At 61.8% G+C, this 25,276-nt stretch carries 16 protein-coding genes; all 16 read right to left on the bottom strand.

Features of this window, described 5'->3' with window-relative positions; all coding sequences use genetic code 11:
* Nucleotides 1-134: 134 nt before the first annotated feature.
* The 16 genes from J0F90_RS05330 to pigA all read right to left on the bottom strand — a co-directional run bounded on the left by J0F90_RS05330 (nucleotide 135) and on the right by pigA (nucleotide 24,955).
* Nucleotides 135-941 carry a TraB/GumN family protein gene (locus tag J0F90_RS05330; protein WP_033641125.1) on the bottom strand — a complete coding sequence of 269 codons (807 nt, stop codon included), beginning with the start codon at nucleotides 939-941 and terminating at the stop codon, nucleotides 135-137.
* Between the two features lie 133 nt (nucleotides 942-1,074).
* Nucleotides 1,075-3,786, bottom strand: a complete 2,712-nt coding sequence (copA, locus tag J0F90_RS05335; protein WP_033641124.1) for a copper-exporting P-type ATPase CopA — start codon at nucleotides 3,784-3,786, stop codon at nucleotides 1,075-1,077.
* A gap of 206 nt (nucleotides 3,787-3,992) precedes the next feature.
* On the bottom strand, nucleotides 3,993-4,721 hold the full coding sequence (locus J0F90_RS05340; RefSeq protein WP_016928822.1) for a DUF1295 domain-containing protein: 729 nt from the start codon (nucleotides 4,719-4,721) through the stop codon (nucleotides 3,993-3,995).
* 18 nt (nucleotides 4,722-4,739) lie between these two features.
* Nucleotides 4,740-5,798: a nitroreductase family protein gene (locus tag J0F90_RS05345; protein ID WP_033641123.1), complete on the bottom strand. Its 1,059-nt coding sequence runs from the start codon at nucleotides 5,796-5,798 to the stop codon at nucleotides 4,740-4,742.
* On the bottom strand, nucleotides 5,795-6,442 hold the full coding sequence (locus tag J0F90_RS05350) for a 4'-phosphopantetheinyl transferase family protein (RefSeq protein WP_033641122.1): 648 nt from the start codon (nucleotides 6,440-6,442) through the stop codon (nucleotides 5,795-5,797). Before J0F90_RS05350 ends, J0F90_RS05345 begins: the two co-directional genes overlap by 4 nt.
* Nucleotides 6,426-6,740 (bottom strand): RedY-like protein, encoded by a 315-nt coding sequence (locus J0F90_RS05355; protein ID WP_004940233.1) that lies wholly within the window; start codon nucleotides 6,738-6,740, stop codon nucleotides 6,426-6,428. Before J0F90_RS05355 ends, J0F90_RS05350 begins: the two co-directional genes overlap by 17 nt.
* A 13-nt stretch (nucleotides 6,741-6,753) precedes the next feature.
* Nucleotides 6,754-9,042, bottom strand: a complete 2,289-nt coding sequence (gene pigJ / locus J0F90_RS05360) for a prodigiosin MBC biosynthesis protein PigJ (protein ID WP_033641121.1) — start codon at nucleotides 9,040-9,042, stop codon at nucleotides 6,754-6,756.
* Nucleotides 9,039-10,514, bottom strand: coding sequence for an L-proline--[L-prolyl-carrier protein] ligase PigI (gene pigI / locus J0F90_RS05365; RefSeq protein WP_227944628.1), 1,476 nt, complete (start codon nucleotides 10,512-10,514; stop codon nucleotides 9,039-9,041). The genes pigJ and pigI overlap by 4 nt, the downstream gene beginning before the upstream one ends.
* A gap of 4 nt (nucleotides 10,515-10,518) precedes the next feature.
* Nucleotides 10,519-12,465 carry an aminotransferase class I/II-fold pyridoxal phosphate-dependent enzyme gene (locus J0F90_RS05370; protein WP_033641119.1) on the bottom strand — a complete coding sequence of 649 codons (1,947 nt, stop codon included), beginning with the start codon at nucleotides 12,463-12,465 and terminating at the stop codon, nucleotides 10,519-10,521.
* On the bottom strand, nucleotides 12,462-12,725 hold the full coding sequence (locus tag J0F90_RS05375) for an acyl carrier protein (protein ID WP_004940224.1): 264 nt from the start codon (nucleotides 12,723-12,725) through the stop codon (nucleotides 12,462-12,464). Before J0F90_RS05375 ends, J0F90_RS05370 begins: the two co-directional genes overlap by 4 nt.
* Before the next feature lie 23 nt (nucleotides 12,726-12,748).
* Nucleotides 12,749-13,765 carry a methyltransferase gene (locus tag J0F90_RS05380; RefSeq protein WP_004940222.1) on the bottom strand — a complete coding sequence of 339 codons (1,017 nt, stop codon included), beginning with the start codon at nucleotides 13,763-13,765 and terminating at the stop codon, nucleotides 12,749-12,751.
* A 10-nt stretch (nucleotides 13,766-13,775) separates the two neighbouring features.
* Nucleotides 13,776-16,337, bottom strand: coding sequence for a prodigiosin MAP biosynthesis aminotransferase PigE (pigE, locus tag J0F90_RS05385; RefSeq protein WP_033641117.1), 2,562 nt, complete (start codon nucleotides 16,335-16,337; stop codon nucleotides 13,776-13,778).
* Nucleotides 16,334-18,937, bottom strand: a complete 2,604-nt coding sequence (gene pigD / locus J0F90_RS05390) for a prodigiosin MAP biosynthesis protein PigD (RefSeq protein ID WP_033641116.1) — start codon at nucleotides 18,935-18,937, stop codon at nucleotides 16,334-16,336. Before pigD ends, pigE begins: the two co-directional genes overlap by 4 nt.
* Nucleotides 18,938-19,107: 170 nt before the next feature.
* Complete coding sequence (gene pigC, locus J0F90_RS05395; RefSeq protein ID WP_033641114.1) at nucleotides 19,108-21,774, bottom strand: prodigiosin ligase PigC; 2,667 nt, start codon at nucleotides 21,772-21,774, stop codon at nucleotides 19,108-19,110.
* Complete coding sequence (gene pigB, locus J0F90_RS05400) at nucleotides 21,771-23,786, bottom strand: prodigiosin MAP biosynthesis oxidoreductase PigB (RefSeq protein WP_227944627.1); 2,016 nt, start codon at nucleotides 23,784-23,786, stop codon at nucleotides 21,771-21,773. The genes pigC and pigB overlap by 4 nt, the downstream gene beginning before the upstream one ends.
* Nucleotides 23,783-24,955: a prodigiosin MBC biosynthesis dehydrogenase PigA gene (pigA, locus tag J0F90_RS05405; RefSeq protein WP_227944626.1), complete on the bottom strand. Its 1,173-nt coding sequence runs from the start codon at nucleotides 24,953-24,955 to the stop codon at nucleotides 23,783-23,785. The genes pigB and pigA overlap by 4 nt, the downstream gene beginning before the upstream one ends.
* Nucleotides 24,956-25,276: the final 321 nt, after the last annotated feature.

The raw sequence follows: 25,276 nt of genomic DNA on the forward strand, positions 1-25,276 counted from the left end.
ACATAAAGCGGGTTGCCAAGATATTCACCGGGTTGCTACCCTGTTTACTGTAACCGTTAACACGGTTGCTATGCGTATAACTAGAATACAAGAAATTCCTCTTTGACTGGCCAATAGCGATATTGGCCACTTTTTTACCCCTGCGGCTGCAGCATCGCCGGCAGGTTATCCTCGCCATACAGGTGCAATGCGCCAACCGCCACCACATAGTCTCCGGCCGGCAGCGCCTCCAGCTGACGCCGCCAGTCGCGATTGCGCTGATGCATCAGCACGTCGTAAAGTCCGGCGCTGAAGGTGGCCGGCAGCGTGTCCAGCGTGCCGCGCGGTTTGGCGTCCAGCCACCAGCTCACCATGGTTTGCAGCAGCCGCGCGTTGGTATGCCAGTGCTCCAGCGTATCGCGCAGCAACGCGATGCCGCCTTCCGGCAGCTGTTCCAGCAGCGCCAACTGCTGCTGCGCCCCCTCGAGTTCGATCACCGGTTTGTCCTGCGCTCTGGCGGCCTGCAGCAGCTGATAATCTACGCCGTACTCTGCGCGCAGCCCCAGACGCTGAGCCTGCCGCGCCTGCATCATCAGCGCCACCTGCCAGCCGGGCAGGGTGGCGAAGGCGTGCGGATCGGCGCCCAGTTCGTGGCACAGCGCCAGCAGCTGTTGATATTCTTCGGCGGACAGGCGCTGTTCCAGCTCGGGCTGTTGCTCTGCGTGGTCGAAAGGGGAGGCGGCGCCGGTGATATCGGCTTCGACGATCAGCGCGTCGGCCTGTTGCAGCCGGGCGGCCAGCCGGGGCGGCAGCGGCGACATATCGACGGTGCCCATATGGATGCTGCCCACCAGATGGAGCCGACGCTCGCCCGGCAGAGTGATGTCCAGCGCCGGATAAGCGTAACTTTTGGGCGAGATCAGGCCGAGAAAGGCGGCGAGGCGGCGTAACAGTTGACCCATACGGCGTGGCTCCTGAATAACGGGTGCGCGTTTCAGCATGAAAGGCGAGGGGAAATCGTCATTCATGCTAAACGCTATCCGCCGCGCAGGAAAGCCCGGAAAACGGCGGGGCGCCATGACGGCGCCCCGGCGATCATTTCCTGGGTTTAAAACGCAGCAGCCGGTTGGCGTTGCTGACCACGGTAATGGACGACAGCGCCATCGCCGCGCCCGCCACCACCGGGCTGAGCAGCGTGCCGGTCAGAGGGTAGAGCACGCCGGCGGCGATCGGGATGCCCAGCGTATTGTAGATAAAGGCGCCGAACAGGTTCTGCTTCATGTTGCGCAGCGTGGCCTTCGACAGTTCCACCGCATCCGCCACGCCGTGCAGGCTGTGGCGCATCAGGGTGATGGCGGCGGTCTCGATGGCGATGTCGCTGCCGCCGCCCATCGCGATGCCCACGTCGGCCTGCGCCAGCGCCGGGGCGTCGTTGATGCCGTCGCCGACCATCGCCACGCGCTGGCCCTGCGCCTGCAGCTGCTTGATCGCCGCCGCTTTGCCGTCCGGCAGCACGCCGGCAATCACCCGATCGATACCGGCCTCTTTGGCGATGGCGTTGGCGGTTACCGGGTTGTCGCCGGTCAGCATCACCAACTGATACCCCTGTTGGTGCAGGCGCTGCAGCGCCGCGACGCTGTCCTCGCGCAGCGGATCGCGAATGGCGAACAGCGCGGCCGGTTTACCGTCCACGGCCAGCAGCACCGGCGTCACGCCGCGTTCGGCCTGGGCGCGCATCGGCGCTTCCAGTTCGGCGGTCACGACCTGATGCTGCTCCAGCAGCGCGGCGTTGCCCAGCAGCACCTGAACGCCGTCGATCTCCCCGCTGACGCCGGCGCCGCGCAGGGTGCGGAACTGCGCTACCTGCGGCAGCGTTTGCCCGGCGGCGCGTTCCATGATGGCGCGCGCCAGCGGGTGGTTGGAGCCTTGTTCCAGCGCGGCGGCCCAGCCGATCGCCTGCTGTTCGCTGACCTGATTGAAGGTGAGGATCTCCACCACCTGCGGTTTCCCTTCGGTCAGGGTGCCGGTTTTGTCGAACACCAGGGTGTCCAGCTGGCTGGCCTGCTGCAGGGCGTCGGCGTCGCGCACCAGCACGCCGAACTCCGCCGCGCGGCCGACGCCGGAGATGATCGACATCGGCGTTGCCAGGCCCAATGCGCACGGGCAGGCGATGATCAGCACCGTGGTGGCGATCACCAGCGTATAGACCAGCTGCGGCTGCGGGCCGAAGAAGTACCACATCGCCGCGCTGAACAGCGCGATCGCCACCACCGCCGGCACGAACACCGCCGAGACGCGGTCGGCCAGTTGGCCGATCGCCGGTTTACTGCTCTGCGCCTGACGCACCAGTTTGATGATGCGCGCCAGCGTGGTTTGGCTGCCGATGGCGGCGGCGCGGAACAGCACGCTGCCGTCGTCGACCACCGTCCCGGCATGCACCGTATCGCCGGGGCCTTTCTGCTGCGGCACCGCTTCGCCGGTCAGCATCGCTTCATCGAGCCAGACTTCGCCCTGCTCGATTTCACCGTCGACCGGCACGCGATCGCCGGTGGTCAGCCGCAGCGTCATGCCGAGCTGCACCTCCGCCAGCGGGATATCGCGCTCGCCGTCGTCGGTCACCTGGCGCGCGGTGGGCGGCGTCAGATCCAGCAGCCGCTCCAGCGCCTGTGAAGAGCGCTGACGGGCGCGCTGCTCCAGCGCATGGCCGAGGTTGATCAAACCGATGATCATCGCGCTGGCCTCGTAATAGAGGTGGCGCGCCGCCATCGGGAAGAAATCGGGCCAAATGTTGACGGCGATCGAATAAAGCCAGGCGGCGCCGGTGCCGAGCGCCACCAGGGTGTCCATGGTAGCGCTGCCGTTCATCAGCGCGCGCCAGGCGTTGCGGTAGAAGTGCCCGCCGGCGAACACCATCACCGCCAGGGTGATGACGCCGACCAGCAGCCAGGGGCGCTGAGTTTCCGGCGTCAGCGTCATGCTGCCGCCGAACAGCCCCCAGGCCATCAGCGGGATACCCAACGCCAGACCGAGCGCCGCCTGCCAGCTAAAGCGCTTCATGTTGGCGCGTGCGGTCTGCTGCTGGCGCTCGCGGCGTTCGGTCTCGTCCTGAATCATCTCGGCGCCGTAGCCGGCTTTTTCCACCGCCGCCACCAGCGCTTGCGCATCGGCGGCGCCGGTCACCAGCGCGCTGCGTTCCGCCAGGTTGACGCGCGCGTGCTCTACGCCGGGTACGCTTTGCAGCGCCAGCTGCACTTTATTGACGCAGCTGGCGCAGGTCATGCCGCTGAGCAGCAGCTGTACGCTGTCGTCCGCGCTGTCGGTTGCCGGAAGGGAAGGTTGCGCCGCTGGCTGAACGTCCGGCAACGAAGGTGTTGCGTCAGTCAACGGCTCAGTTTTTGGGGCGGCGGCGCCTGCTACGCTGGCGTGATAACCGGCATCTTCCACCGCGGCGATCAGCGTTTGCGGATCGGCATCGCCATACACTTTCGCGCTGTCGATAGCGACGTCGGCGGCGAATACGCCCGGCACCGCCTCCAGCGCCTTGCGGGTGGTGCCGACGCAGTGCATGCAGCTCAGACCGCTCAGCTGCAGTTCGGTATCGGCGTGCGGCGCGACTTCGGCCTGATAACCGGCGGCGATCACGCTGTCGATCAGCGCGCTGTCCGGTGCGTCGCCGGTCACTTTGGCGTAATGGACGTTAACCTCCGCCTGTTCGACATCGCTGCGGCTTTCCAGGGCTTTTTTCACCCGCTGCGCGCAGTTCATGCAGGACAGCCCCTGCAATGCCAGCATAGTGGTGTGTGACATGATTGGACTCCTTGCTTAGAAGGCGGTGTTTAAAGGTTGACCGCCTGACCTGTTTTCACTAAGAAGGGAGCTTAAACCTTCCAGCAAGGGTAAGGTCAAGGCGGTTTTTACTTGCGCGGGCGTGACGGTCGTTTTGTGTTGTATGACAAGGCGTTTTATCGGCGGCAGCGCGGTCGGCTTACCCGAACCGCGCTGCCGCGTTGGAGTTACAGCACGAAAGGAATGAAACACTTAACCTGACGTTTATAGTTGCGCCAGACCTCGCCGTAGCGCTTCTCGGCCATTTTCTCGCTTTTGGGAATGGCGTCGGCGAAATACTGCACCAGGTTAGTCAGCGGTGCGATCAGGCCAAACAGGTTGCCGGCAAGCAGCCCGAAGCTGACGAAAATAAGAAAGTCGCCGAAATAATTCGGATGGCGCGCCAATCCCCAAAAGCCACTGTTCAGCAACCGGCCTTTATTGTTCGGATCCTGTTTGAAGCGCCGTTTTTGATAATCGCTGCCGAAGTGGAACAGCGTGCCTATCAGGTAGACCCCAATGGCCAGCCATTGCAGCGCGCCCCACGTCCCCTGCAGTTGGCTGGCCCAGTAAAAGGGCAGGCAGTACAGGCCGCCGAAGATCATGACCATCATCACCGCCAGCCAGGGCACCTGCTGCGTGGGCATCACGTCCTTGAGTTTGGCCGCGGCGGTGTTGCCGTACCAACGTGTCAGCACGATGTTCATGCGCAGCAGGTACAGGCCGACCATAAGAAGGATCAGGGCTTTGTGGCTCAGATCGCCCTCGCCGAAATAGCAATAGACCAGGGTAACCGGCCCCATGGCGTTGAACCCCCACAGGAACATCGGGCGAGTGTCCTGGGCGCCGCGGCTGGTAATAAACGCCAGCAGGGCAAGGATCAACAAAACAACGGCCAAAGCAATCCATACATTCATTGTGTTCTCCTCAGCGGATTAGGGGGAATCGTTCCCCGAGTGCGCGTATTCGCCGGATGGCGGCGCGGTCAAAATGCTTTGCCAACTGCGTCTGGGCGCTGCGCTGCCCCATTGTTGCAGGTGGCCGAAGCGGGCAAAAAACACCGGGGGAGCGCTGAGCGCCAGGGTTGCTGCGAGCTCGCGACGCGCCTCGGCGTGTTGCACCAGAACGCTGATCGGATGCAATCCCCAACCCCAGTGTTGCAGCGTGAGCCACAGACGCCCAAGCCGCATGCCGGTGGCGAACAGGTGCTCGGCACTTTCGTCGTTCAGACACAGCGCCAGGTATTGCGGGCCTTCCGCGACGCGTTGCGCCAGCCCTTGCGCCATATAAGCCGGCAGGCGCAGCCCGGTCGCCAGCCGGCTTAAGCGAGGATGAAACGCCACTTGAAAGAAGCGCTTGAATGCTGGGGATACCGGGCCAAACAGGTGGTGCAGGTGAAAACCGTCGTCGGTAGGCTGCCGTTCGTTGAAGCGGATGTATTGATAGGTTTCCCGCCAGGCTTGGCGATCCGAGAAATCGAGCGCGGCGTGACGAGCGGTGAGCTGCGCGACCCGACGGCGAGCGCGTTCGTCACCTGCGATACTGAGTGAACTCGCCGTTCCGTCGAACAAGGTCTGCAGCTGCATCCGCTGCGCTTCATTGATTGGCGTAGGCTGATAGGCCGCCCGTGCGGTATGCCGCTCGCCGATCAGCTGCGCCAATTGGCGATGGGCGGCGCGATCGGGCGCGGCAGGCGCGGCGGGGGCAAAGCTCAGTAAATGCGTGGGGCCATTCTCCCAACGCCAGGCGAGAGGCGAGCCTGCACAGTTGAGCAGCGCGCTGAGGTACTCGAAGAAAATCCCGCAGCTCATCAGCATCTCGCGTTCCAGCGAAGGCAGGCTCTGCAAGGCGCGACGGCGGTCGATAGCCAACCGGCCACATCGGGCGTCGGCGTCATAGTGGAGAGACCAGGGTTGACAGTTGTGTGAAGAGGGCGCCTGCCGCGCGATGTCCACGGCCTGTTGCAGCGCCGCGGCGAAAAGGTCTTGGGTCATGATAAGGCTCCGAAAGCGGAAGGGGTGGGCAGGGAAAATACGGTAACGTTCGCTCTGAACGACATGCTCTCCTCCGCCGGAAAGCAGAGTGCGCATGTCCAGTCCAGGCTGCGCCACAGCCAGAAGCGTCTGCTCGGCAAACTGCCGTCGGCGCTTGAGACCAACCCGGTGCGCCAGTCGATGCCGATCGTCCGCAATTCGTAGGGCAGACCGCGGCCGTGGCTTTTTAAAAATGCTTCGCGAATGGCCCAGACGGCGCAGGCCTGTATGCGTCCCAATCGCTGTTCCGCCTCGCTAAAGGCCCAGCGCAGCGCCGCGCCGGAGAAGGGGCGATAATACTGCAGATCGATGCCGAGCGGGATATCGCCGGTGGCGCTGGCGTACCAGGCAAGCGAATGGCTGAGGGAAACGTGGCGGCGTCCCAGCAGGAGGTGTTCGCCGAACGGTTGTCCACTCGCCTCATGGCGCAGCGTAAAGCCGGTTGCGTGCCCCTGGCACCATGTCCAGTTCAGCAGCGCGACGGCCTGCGCCCGCGCGAGGTTTTTCACCGCCGACAGAGGCCGCAATCCCCGAACGGCGGCGCAGCGGTGGGCGCCGCCCAGGGCGATGACGATACGCGGCGCCACGCTAAGCTCGATAACCATCGGCGATGCGTTCTCCGCTGATTTCGTCAACGACTTCCGCCAACTGATTAAAGCGTTCAACCAGGCTTTGAAACAGCGGGGTTTGCATCTCGCGCTCGAACATTTTCAGCGAGTTCAGCTGAATGATTTCGATAAAGTGAAACGGCGCCTCCGCCGAAGGGCTGACTTCGATGACATCGAAGGCGCGTACCGCGTCGAGGTGGCGGCAAGCCTGGTAATCGGTCGTCTCCACCCAGTCGCGAAACGCGGCGCGGTGGGCGATGTCTTTTAGCCGAATCTTATGGACGATAATGTGCATCTGGGCGGCCTTTTTAAACGGGTTGATGGATAAGCAAATGGTAATTGATGCCACCGGTGCCAAAGCCGTTGATCGCCGCCCGACGTCCGTCTTCACCGTGTGGCCAGTCGAGCGCGATTTGCGGGATTTCGGCCGGGATCGCCGCCAGCGGCAGTTCGGCGTTCAATGTCGCCACCGGCGTGGGCGGGATTTGACCGTGTTCGAAAGCGCTCAGCACTTTGCACAGGCTGAGCGCGCCGGCGCCGGCGAAACAGTGGCCGAAGTTGTACTTCACCGAGCCGATGTACAAAGGGGCGCGCGCGGCGCGGCGATACCCCTGATGCAATGACGCGACTTCTGCCCGATCGCCCAGTTCGGTGCCGGTGCCGTGCGCTTCGAGATACTGTATCTGGCGCGCTTCGACGGCGCTCAGGCTCTGGGTTTTTTCGATTGCCAACGCCTGGCCCTCGGGATCGGGCGCGGTCATGGAATAGCTGTCGCAAGATCCCGATATCGCTTCGATGGTGGCGATGGCCCGCGATGTCGCCTGGCCGGTCAGAATGAAGAAGCCGCCACCGTCGCCGGGAGTAAAACCGTCGGCTTGTCGGGCGAAAGGTCGCATACGCGAAGCGGAAAGCATCATCTGCGCGCTGCACAGCACCATATCGCGTTCGAGCGTCGCCGTTTCTATGCCGCCGACGAGCACCGCATCGTAGCGGCCGGCCTGTAATGCCCTGACCGCATTGTGCAAGGCGGCCAGCGAACTGGCGCAGGCCGCCTCGACCGCGTAGCAGTCCGCCTCGACGCCGAGCTGTTGCGCCAACAGCTGCGCGGTGCCGAGGCCGCAGGCGCCATGCCAGCTCCAGCGGTTGATCGCGGGTTGGGGCGGTGGCGAAAGGGAGACGCCGGCGGGAGGCAACGCCGGCCACAGGGCGCGCATGGCCTGTTGTCGATCGGCGCTCAAAGACAGGTTGCTGGCGACGATAATGGCGATGCGTTCAAAGCGTCGCAGGCTGTCGGGCCACGCCGCGCAGCCGTTGAGGGCGTGCAGTTGTGTGACGTCGAGGCGCTGTTTTTTGGCCGGCATCATAGGCCGCGTCAGCTCAAGCCGCACCGGATCGTGCGTTGGGAAGCACATGGCGTGAGCGGTGTAGGCGCTGAGCTTTTGCGGCGTGGGGCGCACGAAGGCGCCGGGGTGCAGCTGCTCGGGGCTGTGATCGCGCAGGGCGTCCTCCCCGTTGCGCAAGGCCTGCCAGAAACGCGCTTTATCCAGCCCCTGCGCGGTGATGGGCTGATAGTCGATGATGCTGATGCGTGGCGAAGCCGTCGGTTTTAATGAGGGGGGAGACGCCGCGTCGATCCGCCAGCGGTAGCCGGTGAACGAGTGGCCGGCGCACGCCTGTTGCCGTTGCAACAGCATGTCGAGGAGATGGCAGAAAACCTGATTGGCGCCGGCAAAATAGCCGGCGCTCGGCGCGGCATCCTGCCGTTCGGCGATCAGGGTCGACAATTGCGCGATCGCTGGCCATCCCTGTTCCTGAGCGACGTCCAGCGGGCAAACGACCAGGCTGATCGCGCCCTCCAGCCAACAGGCCGAAGAGGAAACGCCCTGCGCCAACAGCATGTCCGCCTGAGGTTGATGGTGGAAGCATTGTACGGCGGTCAGCACCGCCATGCGGCTGTCGGCATGGCGAAAACAGTCTTGTGCCAGCTGCAGCAAGCGCAGGCCGCCCAGATCGGCGCCGTCGAGGGTTTGGCATTTACCGCGCGTGCGGGCGAAATGGGCGATGCGCGCGGGAATGCTGGAGGCCATTTCCCCCACGCGATCGTGGGATGAACTGCCGAACGCCTGGGCCAGCGGCTGTTTGTAATCGTCAATCCGGCGCATGACCGCCGCCGGTGAGAGCCCCTGAGCGTCAAGCCGTTCGGCCAGCCTGCGCAGCGCGCCGATTTTGGTGGCGTTGCGATAGGCGGCATCACTGCCCAAATGGGTGGCGCAAAATTGATCGCAGCGGTCGCGCAACGCGTCGGATAACGTCAGATGCTGCATGGCGGCGGAGGCGGCCTGCAGCGCCAGGCGGGTCTCGCGGCTGACCGCCAGTCGAAACAGCGGCGGGATGGCGAATTTTTTGAAATCAAACGCGGCGTCGTCGATCTGGCGGCCGCGGATCGGCGCGGCCGCATCGCTCCACGGCATCGGCGGCGGGGCGTCGAACAGCGCCGACCAGGCGGCGCCGTTGGACAGATCGATACGATCGATGCCGGGCAGTGCGCAGCCGATGCCGACCAGCGCCAGCGGCGCGGCATGAATTTCCTGGTTCATCGCGCATTCACCTCGGACAAACGTCCTCTGTCCACCTTGCCGTTCGCGTTGGTGGGCAGGCTGTCGGCGACCACCAGTTGGCTGGGGAGCATATAGGCGGGCAGCCTGGGCTGCAGGAACTGCTTGAGCTCCAGCAGGTTGGGGCGGAGCGCGCCGGGATGGAGGGTGATCACGGCGATCAGTTTTTGCTTCAGCTCGCCAAGCTCGACATACAGTGCGGCCTGGCAGACCGAGGGATGGTGATGAAGGATCGATTCTATCTCCCCCAATTCCACCCGGTAGCCGTTGATTTTCACCATGTCGTCCAGCCGGCCGCGGTAGACCAGCCCATTCGCCGTCGTCTCCACCCAGTCGCCGGTCGCGTGGCATTGGCGCGGATGCCATTGCGCTTGCCGCGATGAGGTGACGTTGCTGTAGCCGGGGGTAACGCACGGCCCGCCGATCAGCAATTCTCCGCGTCGGCCCGGCGTGCCGTCAATCGGCTGCAGACGCCCCTGCTCATCGACCAACTGCGCCGTCAAGCCGGGCAGCGGATGGCCGATGGGGATCTGCTCCAGCGTCGCCAACTGCATTCGATCCAGCGCGTAGGCGGTGCAGACATTGGTTTCCGTCGGGCCATACCAGTTGCTGACGCGGCAGCGGGCCGGCAGATGCGCAACCAGGCGCCTCAGCGCGGCGGCCGGATAAGGCTCTCCGGCGAACGTGACCTGGCGCAGCGTTTTCACCGTCGACGGCGCCAGCAACGCGCTCTTTTCCAGCATGGCTAAAATCGAAGGCACGCTATACCACAGGGTGACGCCGTGCGTTTGCAATCCGCGAACGAGAGCCTGGCAATCTTTCTGTTCATCTTCGCGCACGATCCAGGTCGCGGCGCCGGCACAAACGCCAGCGAACAGATCGAAGGTGCTCAGATCAAAGGCGAAACTGGCATGGTTGGCCAGCACGTCGCGCGCCGTCAGTTGTGTATCGCTGACGGCCCAGCCGATGAAAAACGTCAGCATGTCATGGGTGATTTGCACCCCTTTCGGGGTGCCTGTGGAGCCTGAAGTATAGAGAATGGCGGCGAGGGGAGAGCCGAGCGCGGCGATCGCTTCCGGCCAGGCGCCATCGAGATCGGTGCGGTCATCGAGCGCGTTCAACCAGCCCTCATCGACGATCAGCGCGGGTGAGGCGGCGGCGATAATGCGTTCGATGCGCGCCGTCGGTTGGCTGAAATCGATAGGGACATAGTGGTTGCCGCTCAGCCAACATGCGTACATGGCGGCGACGGCGTCGGGCCCTTTCTGCAGGTTGAGCAGCACGGCCTGCTGCTTCAACCCGGCATGTCGCAGCGCCGCCGCCATCATGCAGGCGCGATCGGCCAGGCGACGATAGCTCCAGCGCCGATCGCCGCACAGCAGTGCGGTGCTTTCCGGCGCTTGGCGGGCGTGCCGGAACAGGGCCTCCAGTATCGATGAAATGAAGGTTGCCATGATGTCAGACCTCGGCGGCGCGTGCGCGCGCTTCCCGTCGGACATCGCCGTTGACCGGCACGCCGGTCTCCAGCGCCGCCGCCACCAAAATGGCGTAGGCTTCATCCAGATCTTCACGCGTGTGTTCACTGGTCACGCTGATGCGTAAGCGGGCGTCACCCACGCTGACGCCCGGGAAGACCACGGTCTGGCAGAATAGCCCGCGCGCCCGGACGGCGCGGCCGAACAGCAGCGTTTTGGCGTCGTCGCCCACCACCACCGGAATGATGGCCGAGTCGGAATGCTCAAGGTCAAAACCGGCGTTAAGCAGCAGCGTGCGGAAGTAGTAGATGTTGTCCCACAGCTTGGTCAGTCGCTCGGGTTCACGCAGCATCACGTCGATGGAGGCGATCACGCCGGCGGCGACTGCGGCGGGGATGGTGGCGGCGAAAACATAGGAGTTGGAGTAGAAACGCAGGTATTCGACCACTTCGCCATCGGCGCAAACGAAGCCGCCTAACCCCGACAGCGCCTTGCTCATGGTGCCCAGTTCGAGATCCACCTGGCCTTTCATATTGAAGTGTTCCGCCGTGCCCGAGCCGGTTTTGCCCAAGACGCCGGTCGCGTGCGCGTCGTCGACCAATACGCGTGCGCCGTAGCGTTCGGCCAGCTTCATCAGGCGCGGCAGATCGACGATATCGCCGTGCATGCTGAAAACGCCATCGGTGACGATCAGCTTGCCGCCGGGGTGATCGGCGTATTTGGCCAGCGATTTCTCAAGGCTGGTCAAAGAGTGGTCATAAATTTTCCGCTGCGCGCCCGCCAACTTGCAGCCGTCCTGGATGCTCATGTGGTTGATGGCGTCGGTGAACACCAGGTCGTGTCGGCTGGTCAGAGCCGAGATGCATCCCAGGTTGGCCGAGTAGCCGGACGGATAGACGATGCAGTCTTCGCGCCCTTTGAGCTTGGCCAGTTTGCGCTCCAATTCCAGATGCAGCACGTTGCTGCCGGCGATGATGCGGCACCCGGTGTTGGTGGCGCCGTACAGGCCAGCGGCGTCCTGGATGGCGTGGATCACTTCCGGATGGTTCGACAATCCCAGATAGCTGTTGGAGCCGAACATCAGAAATTCGCGGCTTTTGCCGGTGACCTCGTCGAACATGACCGCGCGGTTTTTGCACGGCGTTTCAAGTGGCATGCCGTACCAGTAAAGCTGACGCTGTTTTTTATCGCGATAAAAAGCGCCGAATTCACGCGTTTTATGGAACAAATCCGGGTGCTCGATGCCGACGAAGTCCCGCATGGTGCGCGGATCGCCGAGCTCATCGCGCGCGTCCGGCGATGCGGGCGCCTTGGTGGGCTGCGGCGCGGCGGACGCGGCGGTGTGCTGGCCAAAGCGGCTGAACCACGCTTCGCCCTGTTCCTGAACCAGCCGCGCCGCCAGGTTGTGCTCCAGCTCAGCCAGCGTGCGGCACTCCGCCAGCGCTGCGTTATCGTCCAGGCCCAGCGTTTTGAGCAACTCGTTGCGCGCCATCACCACCGCTACGGAGTCGATGCCCAGGTCGCCTTCGATGGCGGCGTCGGGGGACAGATCACGCACTTCATATCCGCTGTGGGTGGCGAACACCTGGCGCACGAGAGCGCTCAACCAGGCCTGAGGCGTCTGGGGGGCAGGTTGCGCGGCGGCGTTCGGCGTCGGCAGCGTGAAACCGCGCTGCAAAATACCGTCGAGCGCATCCTGAATGGTTTTGATCTCCTGGATCGCCAGCGGCGTATTTAATTGGAACTGACGGTTCAGCACCATGGCAATTTCCGCCAGCGCGATGGAGTCGACGCCCAAATCGTTTTCCAGATGGCTGGTCAGGGCCAGTGCCGACGGTTCATACTCGGTCAGCCGGGCGAAGGTGTGCAGCACCGACTGCCGGACGGCTTCATGCGCGTTTGCGGCGCTATCGACGGCGTGAACGCTCATGCGACACCCCCTGCGGCGACTTGCGCTTGCAACCGTTGCACCAGCGCGACCATCGCCTGCACCGAGGCGAAGTTCGCCGGATGGATCTCATGCATGCCGATGGCGACATGAGACTCCTGACGCAGAAAATCCACCAGATCGAAAATGGAGGCGGAATCGACGACGTTCAGTTCAAACAGCGGGGTTTGAGCATTCAGGCCGTCGTGATCGCCATCCAGATACTGGGTGGCGATATGCTGGATCAATTTGCTTTCTAACATTGCGAGCTCCCGTTGCTAACTGGTTATTTTTCGCCGACGATCAGGGTGCGTGGGCCGGCTATTTTCATGATGCGCGCGTTGCTGAATCCCGCCAGACGGAATCTGTCCAGGTATTCCTGCGCGCTGCTCTCTATGCCGCCGTCGGTGGAGACCAGCATGTTCAGCGACAGCAGGGCGGTAAATTCCGGCCCTGATTTGTCTTCGTTCAGCGGCGTTTCGGAAGCGATGAAGCGGCCGCCGGCCGGCATCGCCCGATAGATGTTGCGCAGGATGGTCAGTTGGGTTTCCGGGGCGTAGTCGTGCAGCATCCATCCCAGGTGGATCAGGTCATAGCCGCCGATCGGCAGATCGCCGCTGATGACATCGCCCTCCACGACGTCAATGCGTTCGCCATAGCCTTGCAGCGTCAGCTTGTCGCGCAAGAACGCCGAGGCCTGCGGCAGTTCGCAGATCGCGAGTGCGATCCCCGGATAAGCGTCGGCGATCGCCATCGGCAGGCTGCCGATCCCGCTGCCGATGTCCAAAAACGCACGGTGTTGCGAGAAGTCGTAATCGCGAACAAAGCCGGCGATAAAGGGCGCGGCGAATTTACCGAGAAATTCCTGGAAGTCCGCCACGTCGTCCGGATTTTGGTACAGGATGTCGAACCAACTGCGGTCATCGCCGAATACCGTGCGGCGCTGGTGGGCATCGTTTCGCACCGCCGTTTTCAGCTCGCCCCATAGCGGATACAGGAAGGTATCGATGTGGCGGCCCAGCCATCCCAGCCACTGGGGTTCGTCGCTCAACAGAAAAGCCCGATGGGCGGCGGGCAAATGATAAAGGCCGTCTCGTTGGTCGAGATACCCCATGGCCCGCAGCGCGATGAGCAACTGCTCGGTGGAACGCGCCGGGCAGTCAAGCCGCGCGGCGATGTGCGCCGCGTCGGCGTCCCGATCGCGCAGCTGATCGAACAGCTTCAGCGCCAGCGCGGCGGTCAGCGCCTTGGCCTGGAAAAAGCCCATCATCTGATTGACGGCATCTTGCTTGGTTAAAGGCATTGCTGGCTCCCTAGTCTAAAAAGGTGGAGAGTTCCTCGCACACCGTGGCAAAGGCGCCGACGAAACGGTCGATCTCGGCTTTGCTGATGATGAGCGGGGGTTGAATACGGATCACCGTCGAGCTGTTGGCGGTAATGAAGGTCAGGATCTTGTGGTCCTGGCACAGCTTGGTGACGAATTTCATGCAGAACATTTCGCCGAGCGCCTGTTCCATGCGATCCATCGCCGCCCGCAGATGGGCTTGCACCGGATCGGGCAAGAATTTCCAGGTGGTGTGCCAATCGCCCGGCAGCCGGGTGGCGAATTCGCGGGCGGAGGCGTTGACCGCGCCGGTGAACGCCTGATCGAATTGGATCCCCAGCATCAGGCCGCGGCCGCGCACTTCGCTGACGAACGGATAGCGGGCGGCGATCTCGCTCAGTGCCTGCTTAAAGTAGGCGCCCATCCGTTCGGCATGGCCGACCAAATCCTGCGCCAGGATCTCGCGCAGCGCGCTGAGGGCGACGACCGAGGCGAGGTTGCCGCCGCCGTAGGTGGAGCTGTGCACCAGGAAGCGGTCCGCCGTGCCATAGGCTTTTTGCCAAAGATCGGTTCGGCACAGCGTGGCGCCGATGGGGATCAGGCCGCCGGACAGGGATTTCGACAGCATCAGCACGTCCGGCTCGATACCGTCCCATTCGCAGGCGAAAAGTTTGCCGGTGCGCCCAAGCCCGGTTTGCACTTCGTCCACCATCAGCAGCACGCCGGTCTCGCGGCAGAGCTGCTGCACCGCCTGCAGGTAACCGGCGGGCGGGATATGCACGCCGCCTTCACCCTGGATCGGTTCGATCATCAGCGCGCCGACGTCTTCACGGTTCAGCGCTTCCCGCAGCGCGGCGAGATCGCCGAACGGCACCTCCACCATCGCGTCCAGCAGCGGTGTGAAATAGCGGCGGTGTTTGTCTCGTCCGGTGATGGACAACGCGCCCAGCGTTTTACCGTGGTAACTGTTGCGCAGATAGGCGATGCCCGGCTTGCCCGTCGAGGCCTTGGCGATCTTCATCGCGGCCTCGACGGCTTCGGTGCCGGAGTTGCTGAAGAACACCCGGCCCATGTTGCCTGGCGCCAGACGACAGAGCACTTCGGCCAGCTTGGCGGTCTGTTCGGGAATGGAAATGTATTGAATGAAGTTGGGGCCTTGAGCGTCGAGGTAGTTTTTCAGCGCGTTGACCACTGGCTGCGGGTTGTGGCCCAGGTTTAGGCACCCGTAGCCCGCCACCATGTCCAGGAAAGCCTCGCCCGCATCGTCATACAACTGGGTGCCGGCGGCGCTGCGGAAAACGTTGTCGCAGCGCTGCAACTTGAGGAAGTCCACCATCATGGGGTTGATGTATTGATGATAGCGGTCAAGGGTGTCTTCCCTGGCCGGCGTTTGGGCGATGACCGCATCGATAAACGCCAGGCGCGATGCGGGCAGCGCCGCATCAGCCGGTTCCCCGGCATAGATGTCATGGTGGTAGTAGCGCTTGAGATTGGTCACGCTCTGCCGATCGATGCGCTCGCCGTACGAGGCCAGCGGATAGGCGAAGAACCCGTGGCGCTCGGCGATTTCACCGATCTCCAGCACTTTTTCCGGCGCCAGATAGCGGCCCAGCGAAAAGTTTTCCCGCCGGTTTTCCAGCGCCAGCACAATGGTTTCCGCCATGCAGCCGTTCAATTGTTGCTTGATGGTGACGTTGAGCGATTCTCCACCCAACTTGACCGCATCGGTGGCGGTGACGCAGCCGCCGTCGATGATCAGAATGTCATCCCGCGCCGGGCGCGTTTCCGAAGCGATATCGCGCGGCAGCGCCACGTCGATGAAGATCGAACCGGGTTGCAGTCTGGCGGGGTCGATCACGCCGCCGGCGGAGGTCGCGGCGGCAAACAGTTTGCAGCGCGGGTAGAGATCTTCGGGATCGCTGGTCAGGGTGACGCGCGAGTGATACTCCTCGGGCAAATGGCTGAGCAGTTCGCTGCGATCATGGTTGCCGGCGCGGTGCAGCAAATGGAGAGAGAAACCGTGCGCCAGCAGCAGACGGCTTAGCGCCAGGCAGATCGACCCCGGATAGCCGACGATGGCGACGGGTTCCTCCTCCGGGCTAATTTCCAGCCAGGACTGGATCTGCATCAAGGCCTTGTAGCCGGCGTAGGTGGTCAGCGAGTTGCCGGAGGTGACCGGCACCGGCGACTTTTCCGCGGTGGCTTCGCCGCGTCGCCCAACGATAGAGGTAAAACCGCCGAGACCGACCAGTTCGGCGCCATCGCCGGCCAGCTCTTCGATGCCTTGGACCACCCTGGCGGCGATACCGCGTGCGTCGGCCAGCATCTCATCCGCCACCAGCGGCATGTATTTGATCACCCCTTCGCAAGTGGCGCCGGTCGCCGAGGTGATCCTGGCGAAGTTCATAAAGGGAACCAGGTTTTGTCGTTCCCACAGTTCACGCGTATAGCCGCTGTGCTGCTCGGTCGAGTTGCGTTGCAGCAGATCGAGCATTTTGACGTAACGTTTCAACCCCAGCGAGGTGGGATGAGCGATGAATCCGAATTTCATGAGGTGGCTTCCTGTGTAGGATCTTGGTCGAAGGCGGTGCTGGTCGATTCGGGCTGTTGGGCTGCCCAGGCTTTGCGCTCCTGCAGGGCGTCGTGGTCGCTCGGATCGCGCTGCCAGCCTTTGGCGGTGGCCAGCGAGATACCGTCGCCTTCATTGTTGTGCCCCAGCACCACGGAGAACAGATTGAGTCGGTGCGGCGTGGTCAGCGCCTGGCGAATGACGTCTTCGTCGAAATGCGTAAGCGTTTTGCTCTGGATATGGAAGTTATTGACCGTTTGTTCGACGTCCGGCTGTTCGACGTTCACCAACCGCATTTGCCGCGAGGTGCGATTGAACAGAATGCGTTCCTGATAGGTATTGATGACGGACAGACCGCCGTTGCATAAATAGAAGACGGTGATGCTTTTATTCAGCAACTGCGGATGGGTGAGAATGTTGTCGATAAAAGCCGGCAGGATGTCCGGTACGATCCCTTTAGCGCCGTCGCCGATAAACGCCATCACGTGGCTTGGGCTGGTGTAAGCCAGGTAGCCGGTGGCCAGCAGAGCGTCGCCCATCAGGGCGCGGCCATACCAGCCGGAAAAGCCGCGGCGCGTTTTGGCGACGTTGCGCGCGGCGGAGATGCCGCACCGGCCGACGTCATATACGCCGGTAAAATCGAAGCCCTCCGTTTCGATCAACTCTTCAATCACTCGGTTCAACTGGCAGAAGAAGTAGTTGGCCGACATGGGCAGACTGGGAAGCTGGCTGACCACGTCGGAAGGCGAATCGAGATAGGCGGCGATCAACGCGCGGCGTCTTTCCCGCAATGCCGGATCGACGTCGAGATGCGCTTTCACCGTGCGCAGGAACGCCAGACAGTTCATGTGCAGGTGCAGATCGGCATAGGGCGACAGATGGCGGTCATCGTGCGTGAGCTGCACCAGATGAACCTTGCGCTCCAGCCTGCCGTCGGAGAAGGGGGTGGTGATCTGAGCGACGCGGCTTTTGATCATAAACAGGCTCTGCTCGCTCATGGCGTTGAGCTTGTCATTGGTGTGCAGGAAGTTGTAGACGCGCGGGCTATAGCCGTAAATCGCCAGGGTGCCCAGGTAGTGGGGATTGCGCCGGCCCTGATAATATTTCGGCGCCGAGCCGGGATGGGCCAACGAGTCCACCAGGGCGATGCCGGCGGCGTCGGCGATGTCATGGATCAGGGCGTATTCGTCGTCACTGACCGGGCCCAACTGCCACACCAGCCGTTCCGGCCCGCGGTTGATCAGCGCTATCGCCTGTGCCAGGCTTTCGCTCATCGGCAGCGGATCGTCCGCCGACAGAACCGGGATCGTCGAGGGATCGCAGACGGCGCCCTCCAGCGACAGGGTCGACTCCAGCACGTTTTGCGTCGCCAGAATCACCACTGGCCCCTGGCCTTGATGATAAAGGCGGAAGGCTTCCGTCAAACCGGCGCCGATCATTTCGACGTCATCGATATAAACGAACGGGATGCGGCGGGCGATAAGCACTTCGCGCATGTCCTCCGTCGGCGTCAGCGTTCCCTGGAAGCTGTACCATTGATTGCCGCGGTTTTCCGCCGCGACGATGATGCCCTGGGCGGCGGTTTCCTTGAGGTTGGCCAGCGTGCCCTTGAATTCATCCATCATCCCGGAGGTCACTACGCCGAGGAACGGCATGCGATACAGCTGCCAGTTGGCCATGGCGCCGCAGGCGATGGCGTGTTCGTTAGGGCCGCGCAGGATCAGCGCGCCGCGCGCCTCCGCATGCCGATCCAGATAGCCGATCAGATTGGAGATGATCGACCCGGTGTAATAGGACACCAGCCAGCGTTCGGCGGCGGTACGCTCGAAAAATTGAATCAGCTGCTCACCCAGCGTGTTGTGCAGCGCCAGCGCGCCGATCGGCTTGACCCGGCGGTTGGTGTAGTTCATCTCGAAGAAGTCCATCCACAGGCACAACAGCTCGGTTTGGAAGATCGCCGGATCTTCGCTGCGCACGATTTCGCGGTATTGCTGCGGCAGGTAGCGGAAGGGCGATCGCAGCTGGCGAATGAACGCAACGGTGGAGAAGGTGGTGTAAAACGCGGGAATGCCGCTGCGCTGCAAGGCGCTGTAAAAGGCGTCCAGATCGCGATCGATCTGTTCGATGCTGTCATCGACGCCGGCCGGCGTGGTCTGATCGTAGAACAGCATGCCCAAATGAAATTCGGGACGCTGTTCCAGCGCATGCGTATAGATGATCTTGCCGGTGGCCTCGGCCAGGCTGGCGCATTGGATGATGCGAACGTTGATAGCCTTGTTTTGGCCTTTGAGAAAGTGCAGCGCCTTTTCGCGCGCGGCCAGATAAAGCGAGTCCGCCGCCAGATCCAACAGTTTCAGCGGCATCTCGGACTGGATATGCACGCGGTTGAAAACATAATCGCGGATATCGTTCAGTACGCTAAGCCCGGTTTGGAAAAACGCCGGGTTGCGCGTCACCACCACCACGCCGACCGTCAGGGTGTCGGGATCCGCGTCGGTGCGGCAGGCCTGGCGCTCCGCTTGCCACACTTGCTCGTAGGCGGCGGAGTTGGTGAGTCTTGCTTGTCCTGTCAGGGTCGTCATGATGAGTTCCTTGTGCAGCCAAAATGGAGTGACGGCTTCAGCCAGGCGGGCAAATTCGGCACGACAAAGCCCGCGACGGTCTCTGCAGGCGGCGGTTGCCGCGCGCATCACCTTCGTTGAATTGTGCTGTGTTCAGGCGGATGGTTTACCTTCGCCGGATGTGGTGCTGACTAGCCATCGGCACGTTCTCCGCGTTGAATAATGACCGTCCCGCTGTCGCCGTCGAGAATCAAGGTGTCGCCGCTGTTGATCAACTGGGTGGCGTTCTTGAGATTGACCGCCGCGGGAATGCCGAATTCGCGTGCGACGATGCAGCTGTGGGACAGCGCAGAGCCGATATCGGTGACGATGCCCGCCGCCAGCGCGAAGAGCGGGGTCCAGCTGGCGTCGGTAAAGCGCGCCACCAGGATTTCGTTGGGCTGCAGCTCGCCGGCCTGCGCCAGCAGATCGGTGATGACGCGCGCTTTCGCCACCACTTTGCCGGGGCTGGCCGCCAGGCCGGACAGCATGCCGGCGGCGTTTTCCGCCGTGGGGGCTTTCATCCTGGGCTGATACCCCCCGACGATCGCCATCGGCGGCTCTTCCGCATGCAGGTTCAGCAGATGCTGGTGGCGATTGCGCTCGATCAGATCGGCGGCGAACGCTTCCTGCGCCGACTGTTCCCCCGCCATAAACGCGCGGAAGCGCTCGAAGTCCACATAGGGCAGATCGGCCGATTTGACCAGGCCTTGCGCCTCCAGGCGCCGCAGCACTTCCAGCATGATGCGGCGGTAGAACCAGGTTTCGGTGACGAAGGTTGGCCGGGTCGCTTCGCGGCGTTCGGCCATCACGCCATACAGTTTGGTGATGAACTTCAGCTTCATCCGGCCAAACCAGGGCATCGCTTTAAGCAGCGTCGCGCTGTCTTCATGGCGCAGCCGCTCTGTTTCCCGCAGTTTCGTGTGCAGATCCACCGGATGTTGCAGATACATTTTCATCACTTGCAGCAGGTAGCTGGGATCGTCGTTCCAGCGCGGAAGACTCAATTCGAACTCCTGGCGGCCACGGGCGCCGAACTCGAACAGGAAGGCGCTGAAGTCGCTTTGCCAGAAGGCGCGCGATTCGGGATCGGTGGGCAGGACGGTGACCAGTTCCTGTGCGCTGTGTCGCTCGAACAGGGCCTTCAACGCCGGTTGACGATTGACCGTCTCCACCAGGCTGAGAATGCCCAGCGTGACTTCGATGGTGCGCAGGTTGTTCATCGACGCCTTGATGCGATTTTGCAATCCGTTGCCGCGGCCTTTGAGATAACGTTCGCAGGTCAGCGCCAGCGCATCGTAGAGCGCGAACGACTGAAGGAAGAAGGGCATATAGGCGGCGCAGCTGTCGAGGAAGTAACCGTCGATGCGGCTGAGTTCTCGCTCCAGTTCCTGATGTGTCATGGTCGTCAGATCCAGCGCCAGAAAGCGGCGCGTCTCGCGCTGGCGCAGGGCGATCATGGCATCGACGGTCGCGCCGGCGCTGCGCAGGTTATGCCTCTGCTGTTTCAGCCAATGCCAGGCGCTCTTGAGATAAGCCCATCCCTGTACGCCGGGGCCATAGGGGTTTTTGTACCCGCTGAAATCGATATCGGCGGTGGCGTAGCGGGTCGTGAACTTCATTTCGTCGCGGGTGGGCGGGCATTGGCGGAGCATGTAGGCCGATCCGGAGATATTCAGATAGACGTAGCCTTGCAAATACCCCATATAAATCTGCCAATCGCCGATATCCGCCAGCCCCATGGTTTTGATCGCCGGGCCATGAATATGCTTTTGGTAGAACTGGCAAAACGACAGCCCCAGCGGCGTCATCAAGCCGGTGACGATCTCGCCGGTGTCCATTCGGGAGAAAAAGGCCCGTTCCTTGATCGTCGGATCGCTTTCCCACGGGTTGGCGTAAAGCATCTGAACCGGTTTGGCCTGCGTGGTGATCGGCCGCGCCTGCAGGAGCCACACGCGATCGTCTTTCACCGCCCATTCGATATCCAGTTCCGCGCCGTAAATCATCCGCGTTTGCCGGGCCAGCCTGGTAAGCTGTTGCAGCTGTTCCGGGGTTAAGCTGGGGGCGTCTCGCCTGGCTTCGGGCGTTTGCAGCAGCGTGACCCGTCCCTGCGGATCGCGTTGGCAATAGTGCGGTTTGTGACGAATTTGCCGCTCGCGGATCTCGCCGCTCGCCTTATCCAAAATGAAGCTGTCGGTGGTGACTTGTCCGGAGACCACGCCTTCCCCCAGCCCCCAGCAGCTGTCGATGACGATGTGGTTGGCATCGCCTGTCAGCGGATCTTGGGTAAACATGACGCCGGCGGCGTCTGCATCCACCATGATTTGCAAGACGACGGCGATATCGCTCTGCGCCGCCGATGTCCGGCTATACTGGGCGGCGCGTTCCGCCCAGAGCGACGCCCAGCAGGATTGCACCTTGCGCACCACCTCGTCATCCCCGCGCACGTGAAGGTAAGTGTCGTATTGCCCGGCGAAAGAGTGGGTCAGGCCGTCTTCTTCCAGCGCCGAAGAGCGCACGGCGAGCGAGGCGCCGTCGCCCAACTGTTTGCAGGCGTGACGGATCGCCAGATCGAGCGGGGCGGGGATGGCGGCGCTCAAAATCATATCGCGCACGTTGCCCGGTGCGCCCGTGTCGAGCAGCGCTCCCGGCACGGCGAATTCGATAAACTGCCGGTAAGCCTGCGCGGTGATGCAAAACGCCGGCGGCACCGGCAAGCCCGCGTGAATCAAATGATTCAACGAATGGGCTTTGCCGCCCAGGCGATGGGGTTCCAGCGTTTTATCGCCGGAAAGTTCAACCACCAGGGTAGGATTCATGACATCACCTCCGCAGACGTAACGGGCATTGCGAGGCGTTCTCTCACCGCTTTGGCGGCGTTCAGTCCGGCTAACACCGCGCTTTCGATATTACCGATGCCCACGCTGTCCTGATTGGCGAAGTGAATATTCTCAAACGGCCTGCTGGCCTGGTGAAACACGCCCTGGGCCTGTTGCCCGGCGACCGAGGTCACCAGACCCGCGGGCCAGAACCAGATTTGAATGTCTTCAATGATGTCGGCGTCAATGCCCATGTTGCCCAGCACTTTGGCGATTTCGACATAGGTCTGTTGCTGCAGCGCCGGGAACTCGTTTTGCGCGGTGCGACCTTGCCGCTCTGGACGAGTGGTTGGTTTGAGCAGGGTTAATACCCCGGCTTCCGCGCTGAGGTGATTGTCCATCCAATTGGCGACCAGGCAGGTGCCGGCTTTGCTCCAATAGTAAGGTGTGCGGGTGTTTTCCGGCTCGATCAGATAGCCGCCGAACGAGCGTTCGAGGATCGGTTTTTTCAACAGCACGTTCGCCAGGTAGTAATCTTCATGGCGGATCTGGCGGATCGCCGCCAATTGCTCTTTGGGCAGGGTGGGCAACCAGGTGGGCACATGCGTTTTGGGGGCGGCCCAGATCACTTGTTTGGCTCTGATTTCGCTGGCCGCGCCATTGACGCTGAACCGGATCACCGTTTCGTCGCCGCCGGGCGTGATGCTTTGAAGCTGTACGCGGCTTTGCAGCCTGACGTTGTTTTGCTCCTCAAGATAGTCGAGCAGCCCGGCGCTGATGCTGCCGTTACCGCCCGGCAGCGTGACCAGATTGCCGCGTAAATACCCCACCAGGAAGTGCAATCCGACATAGGCGGAGACTTCGCGAATATCGAGACATTCCACGCGCAGCGTGGTGCTGACGGCATTCTCTACCAGCTTGCCGAATTTTCTCGGTGGCCGCAGATCCGCCGGGATCTGATCCAGTTTGTGCGGTTCGAACAGATACGTGTACAGCGGGATAGTGTCGAGCAGCGCCATATTCGTTTTGCTCCAGGCGCTCTGCGGCGTCCAGGGCAGGCTGGGGTACCGCTCGCCGCGCGGCGAGAAGGTATCCAGGAAGGCGTACAGATCGGCAAAGATCGGATCGCCCAGCTGTTTTGCCGCGATAACATAAGGTTTACCGATCAAGGCATGCAGGAATAGTTGTCCCGTCAGGCGCCAGACGGCGGGTTTAAGCAGGTAGACCGGTTGTTTGATAAAACCGACGACGACTTCACCCAGGCAGCGGAGCAGCAAGAAGGTGTCGAAAAATACCAGCGTGTCCTTTTCATTGGATTTATATACGCCGCTCAGACCGATTTTCTTCAGCAGTTGCGCCATGAAAGAATTCGGCAGCGGTTCCTGGAAGCAGACGCCGGCGATAGGAAATTTCAGGCGGTTCACCGTACTGTAGCGGGCGTTGCCGCCGAAGGAGGCGCTTTTTTCCAGCACCAAAACCCGGCGATCGGTCAGTTCGCTGGCCGCGGCCAAACCGGAGACGCCGCCGCCGATGATCACCACGTCATACTCGCCGTCCAGCGCGGGGGTTACCGGGCCGCCTGCCGCCGGCGTGGGCGTGGAAAAGTCGCGCGTGGGGAACGTGCGCGGCTTGGGTTTGCGGTGGTGCTGCTGACGCAGCATGTACAGCGCCGCCAGCGCGAAAATCGCATCGAGCAACATGACCTGCGGCTGGGCGCGGTGCAGGATCGTGACAAATCCCGCCATCATCAGCAGCTGGCAGTAGATGATCAATGGCGTCCAACGCGGGTTGAACATCAAGACCGCACCGGAGGCAAACAGCGCCACGCCGATCAGCGCGTTAACCACTGTACCCTGCGCCGCCAACCAAGCCGTCGCCCCGGCGTACCAGGTGCCCTGGTTCGCCACGGCCGCCTGCTGCAGAATATCGGCGACGTTTTCCAACTGAGGGAAGACTTTCGCCAGGCCGGCCAACATATAGAGCACGGCAAAAACGCGTTGAACGATCATCATGCGCCTCCCCGCAGACCCAGCTTGCGGGCGACAATTTCTTTTTGTATCTCGTTGGTGCCGGAGAAGATCCGGCTGGGGATCACGTTCAGCAAGTGGCGCACCAGACCGAGTTCTTGATCCATGCCGGCTCCGCCGAAGATTTGAATCGCGTCCAGCGCGGACTGCACGGCATATTCGGAAATCAACAGTTTGCTCATGGCGATGTCGATCTCGGCATCCTGGCCCCGATCGTGTTTCCAACAGGCGCGGTAGAGCATTAGCCGACACTGTTCCAGACGCAGTTTCATATCGATGATGCGGTTGGAGACGGACTGAAATTGGCCGATCGCTTTGCCGAATTGTCGGCGTTGTTTGGCATAGTCCAGCGCGCTGTCGAACACGCGCTCCATTGCGCCGATAAACAGAGCCGACAGGCAGCCCTTTTCCCAGATCATTGAATCGTGGAAGATGGCGCCGCCGGCGCCCGGCATACCGATCCGTTGGGCCTCTGGAATGAAGACGTCGTTGAAGGTCAGTTCGCTCCACGGGCAGTTGGAGAGGCAATCTTTCGGGCTGACGGCGCCTACGTTTAAGCCTGGCATCCCTTTCTCGAGCACAAATGCGGACACGCCCATAAAGCCATGTTCGGGATGGGTTTTCGCATAGACGATGAAGATGTCGGCAATCGGCGCGTTGGTGATGAAAATTTTGTTTCCGTTGAGCCGGTAGCCGCCTTCACAGGGTTGAGCGGTTGATTTCATGGCATAAATATCGGAACCGGCGTCCGGCTCCGTCGCCGCATTCGCCGCGATCAGTTTTCCGGCCGCCAACGCTTCGAGATAGCGCGCTTTTAATGCCTCGGAACCGAAGCGGGAAAGCGGGATCACGCAGGCGCACAGATGGGCGCAGAGCGAGAAGGACATGCCGATGTCGCGGCTGCCTTTACCCAGCGCCTCAATCATCAGTGCAGTATCGAGCGCATTCATGCCCAATCCGCCGAACGCGGTCGTCACGGGGGCTCGGGTAAAACCATAGGCGGCGGCTTGTCGCCACAAATCCAGGCTTAATACCTGCCGTGAAAGCCGAGCATGCGCATCCTGATCCAGCACCTCGCGGGCAAAACGCTGAGCGGATTCGCTTAGAGCCTGCTGCTCACTTGATAAGTTAAAATCCATGACGAACTCCGCCATTGGGTTGAGAGATTAAATTAGCTAATATTTCTAGTTTGGAGGTGGCCAAAACTCAAACAGGCAAAGTAATGGTAAATGTAAATAAATGTTTATTTATGTGGTCTATTATTACAATTTTGTTAATTGATGTTTTTATTTTGTTGTTTTTATTGTGTTTTATTTTGTGTTATTTATACACAAAAATTTACATATAATAAAAATCTTAATTTGATCAAATTTTAATAGGTTAGATTGTCTATTGTTTTTTGATGAATACTTTGCAGGTGAAGTATCTATCTTTTGGATGTGGCTATCGGTTTCTCATCGATATCGACGGTAGGG

The sequence above is a fragment of the Serratia marcescens subsp. marcescens ATCC 13880 genome, assembly GCF_017299535.1.
GTDB classification, from domain to species: domain Bacteria; phylum Pseudomonadota; class Gammaproteobacteria; order Enterobacterales; family Enterobacteriaceae; genus Serratia; species Serratia marcescens.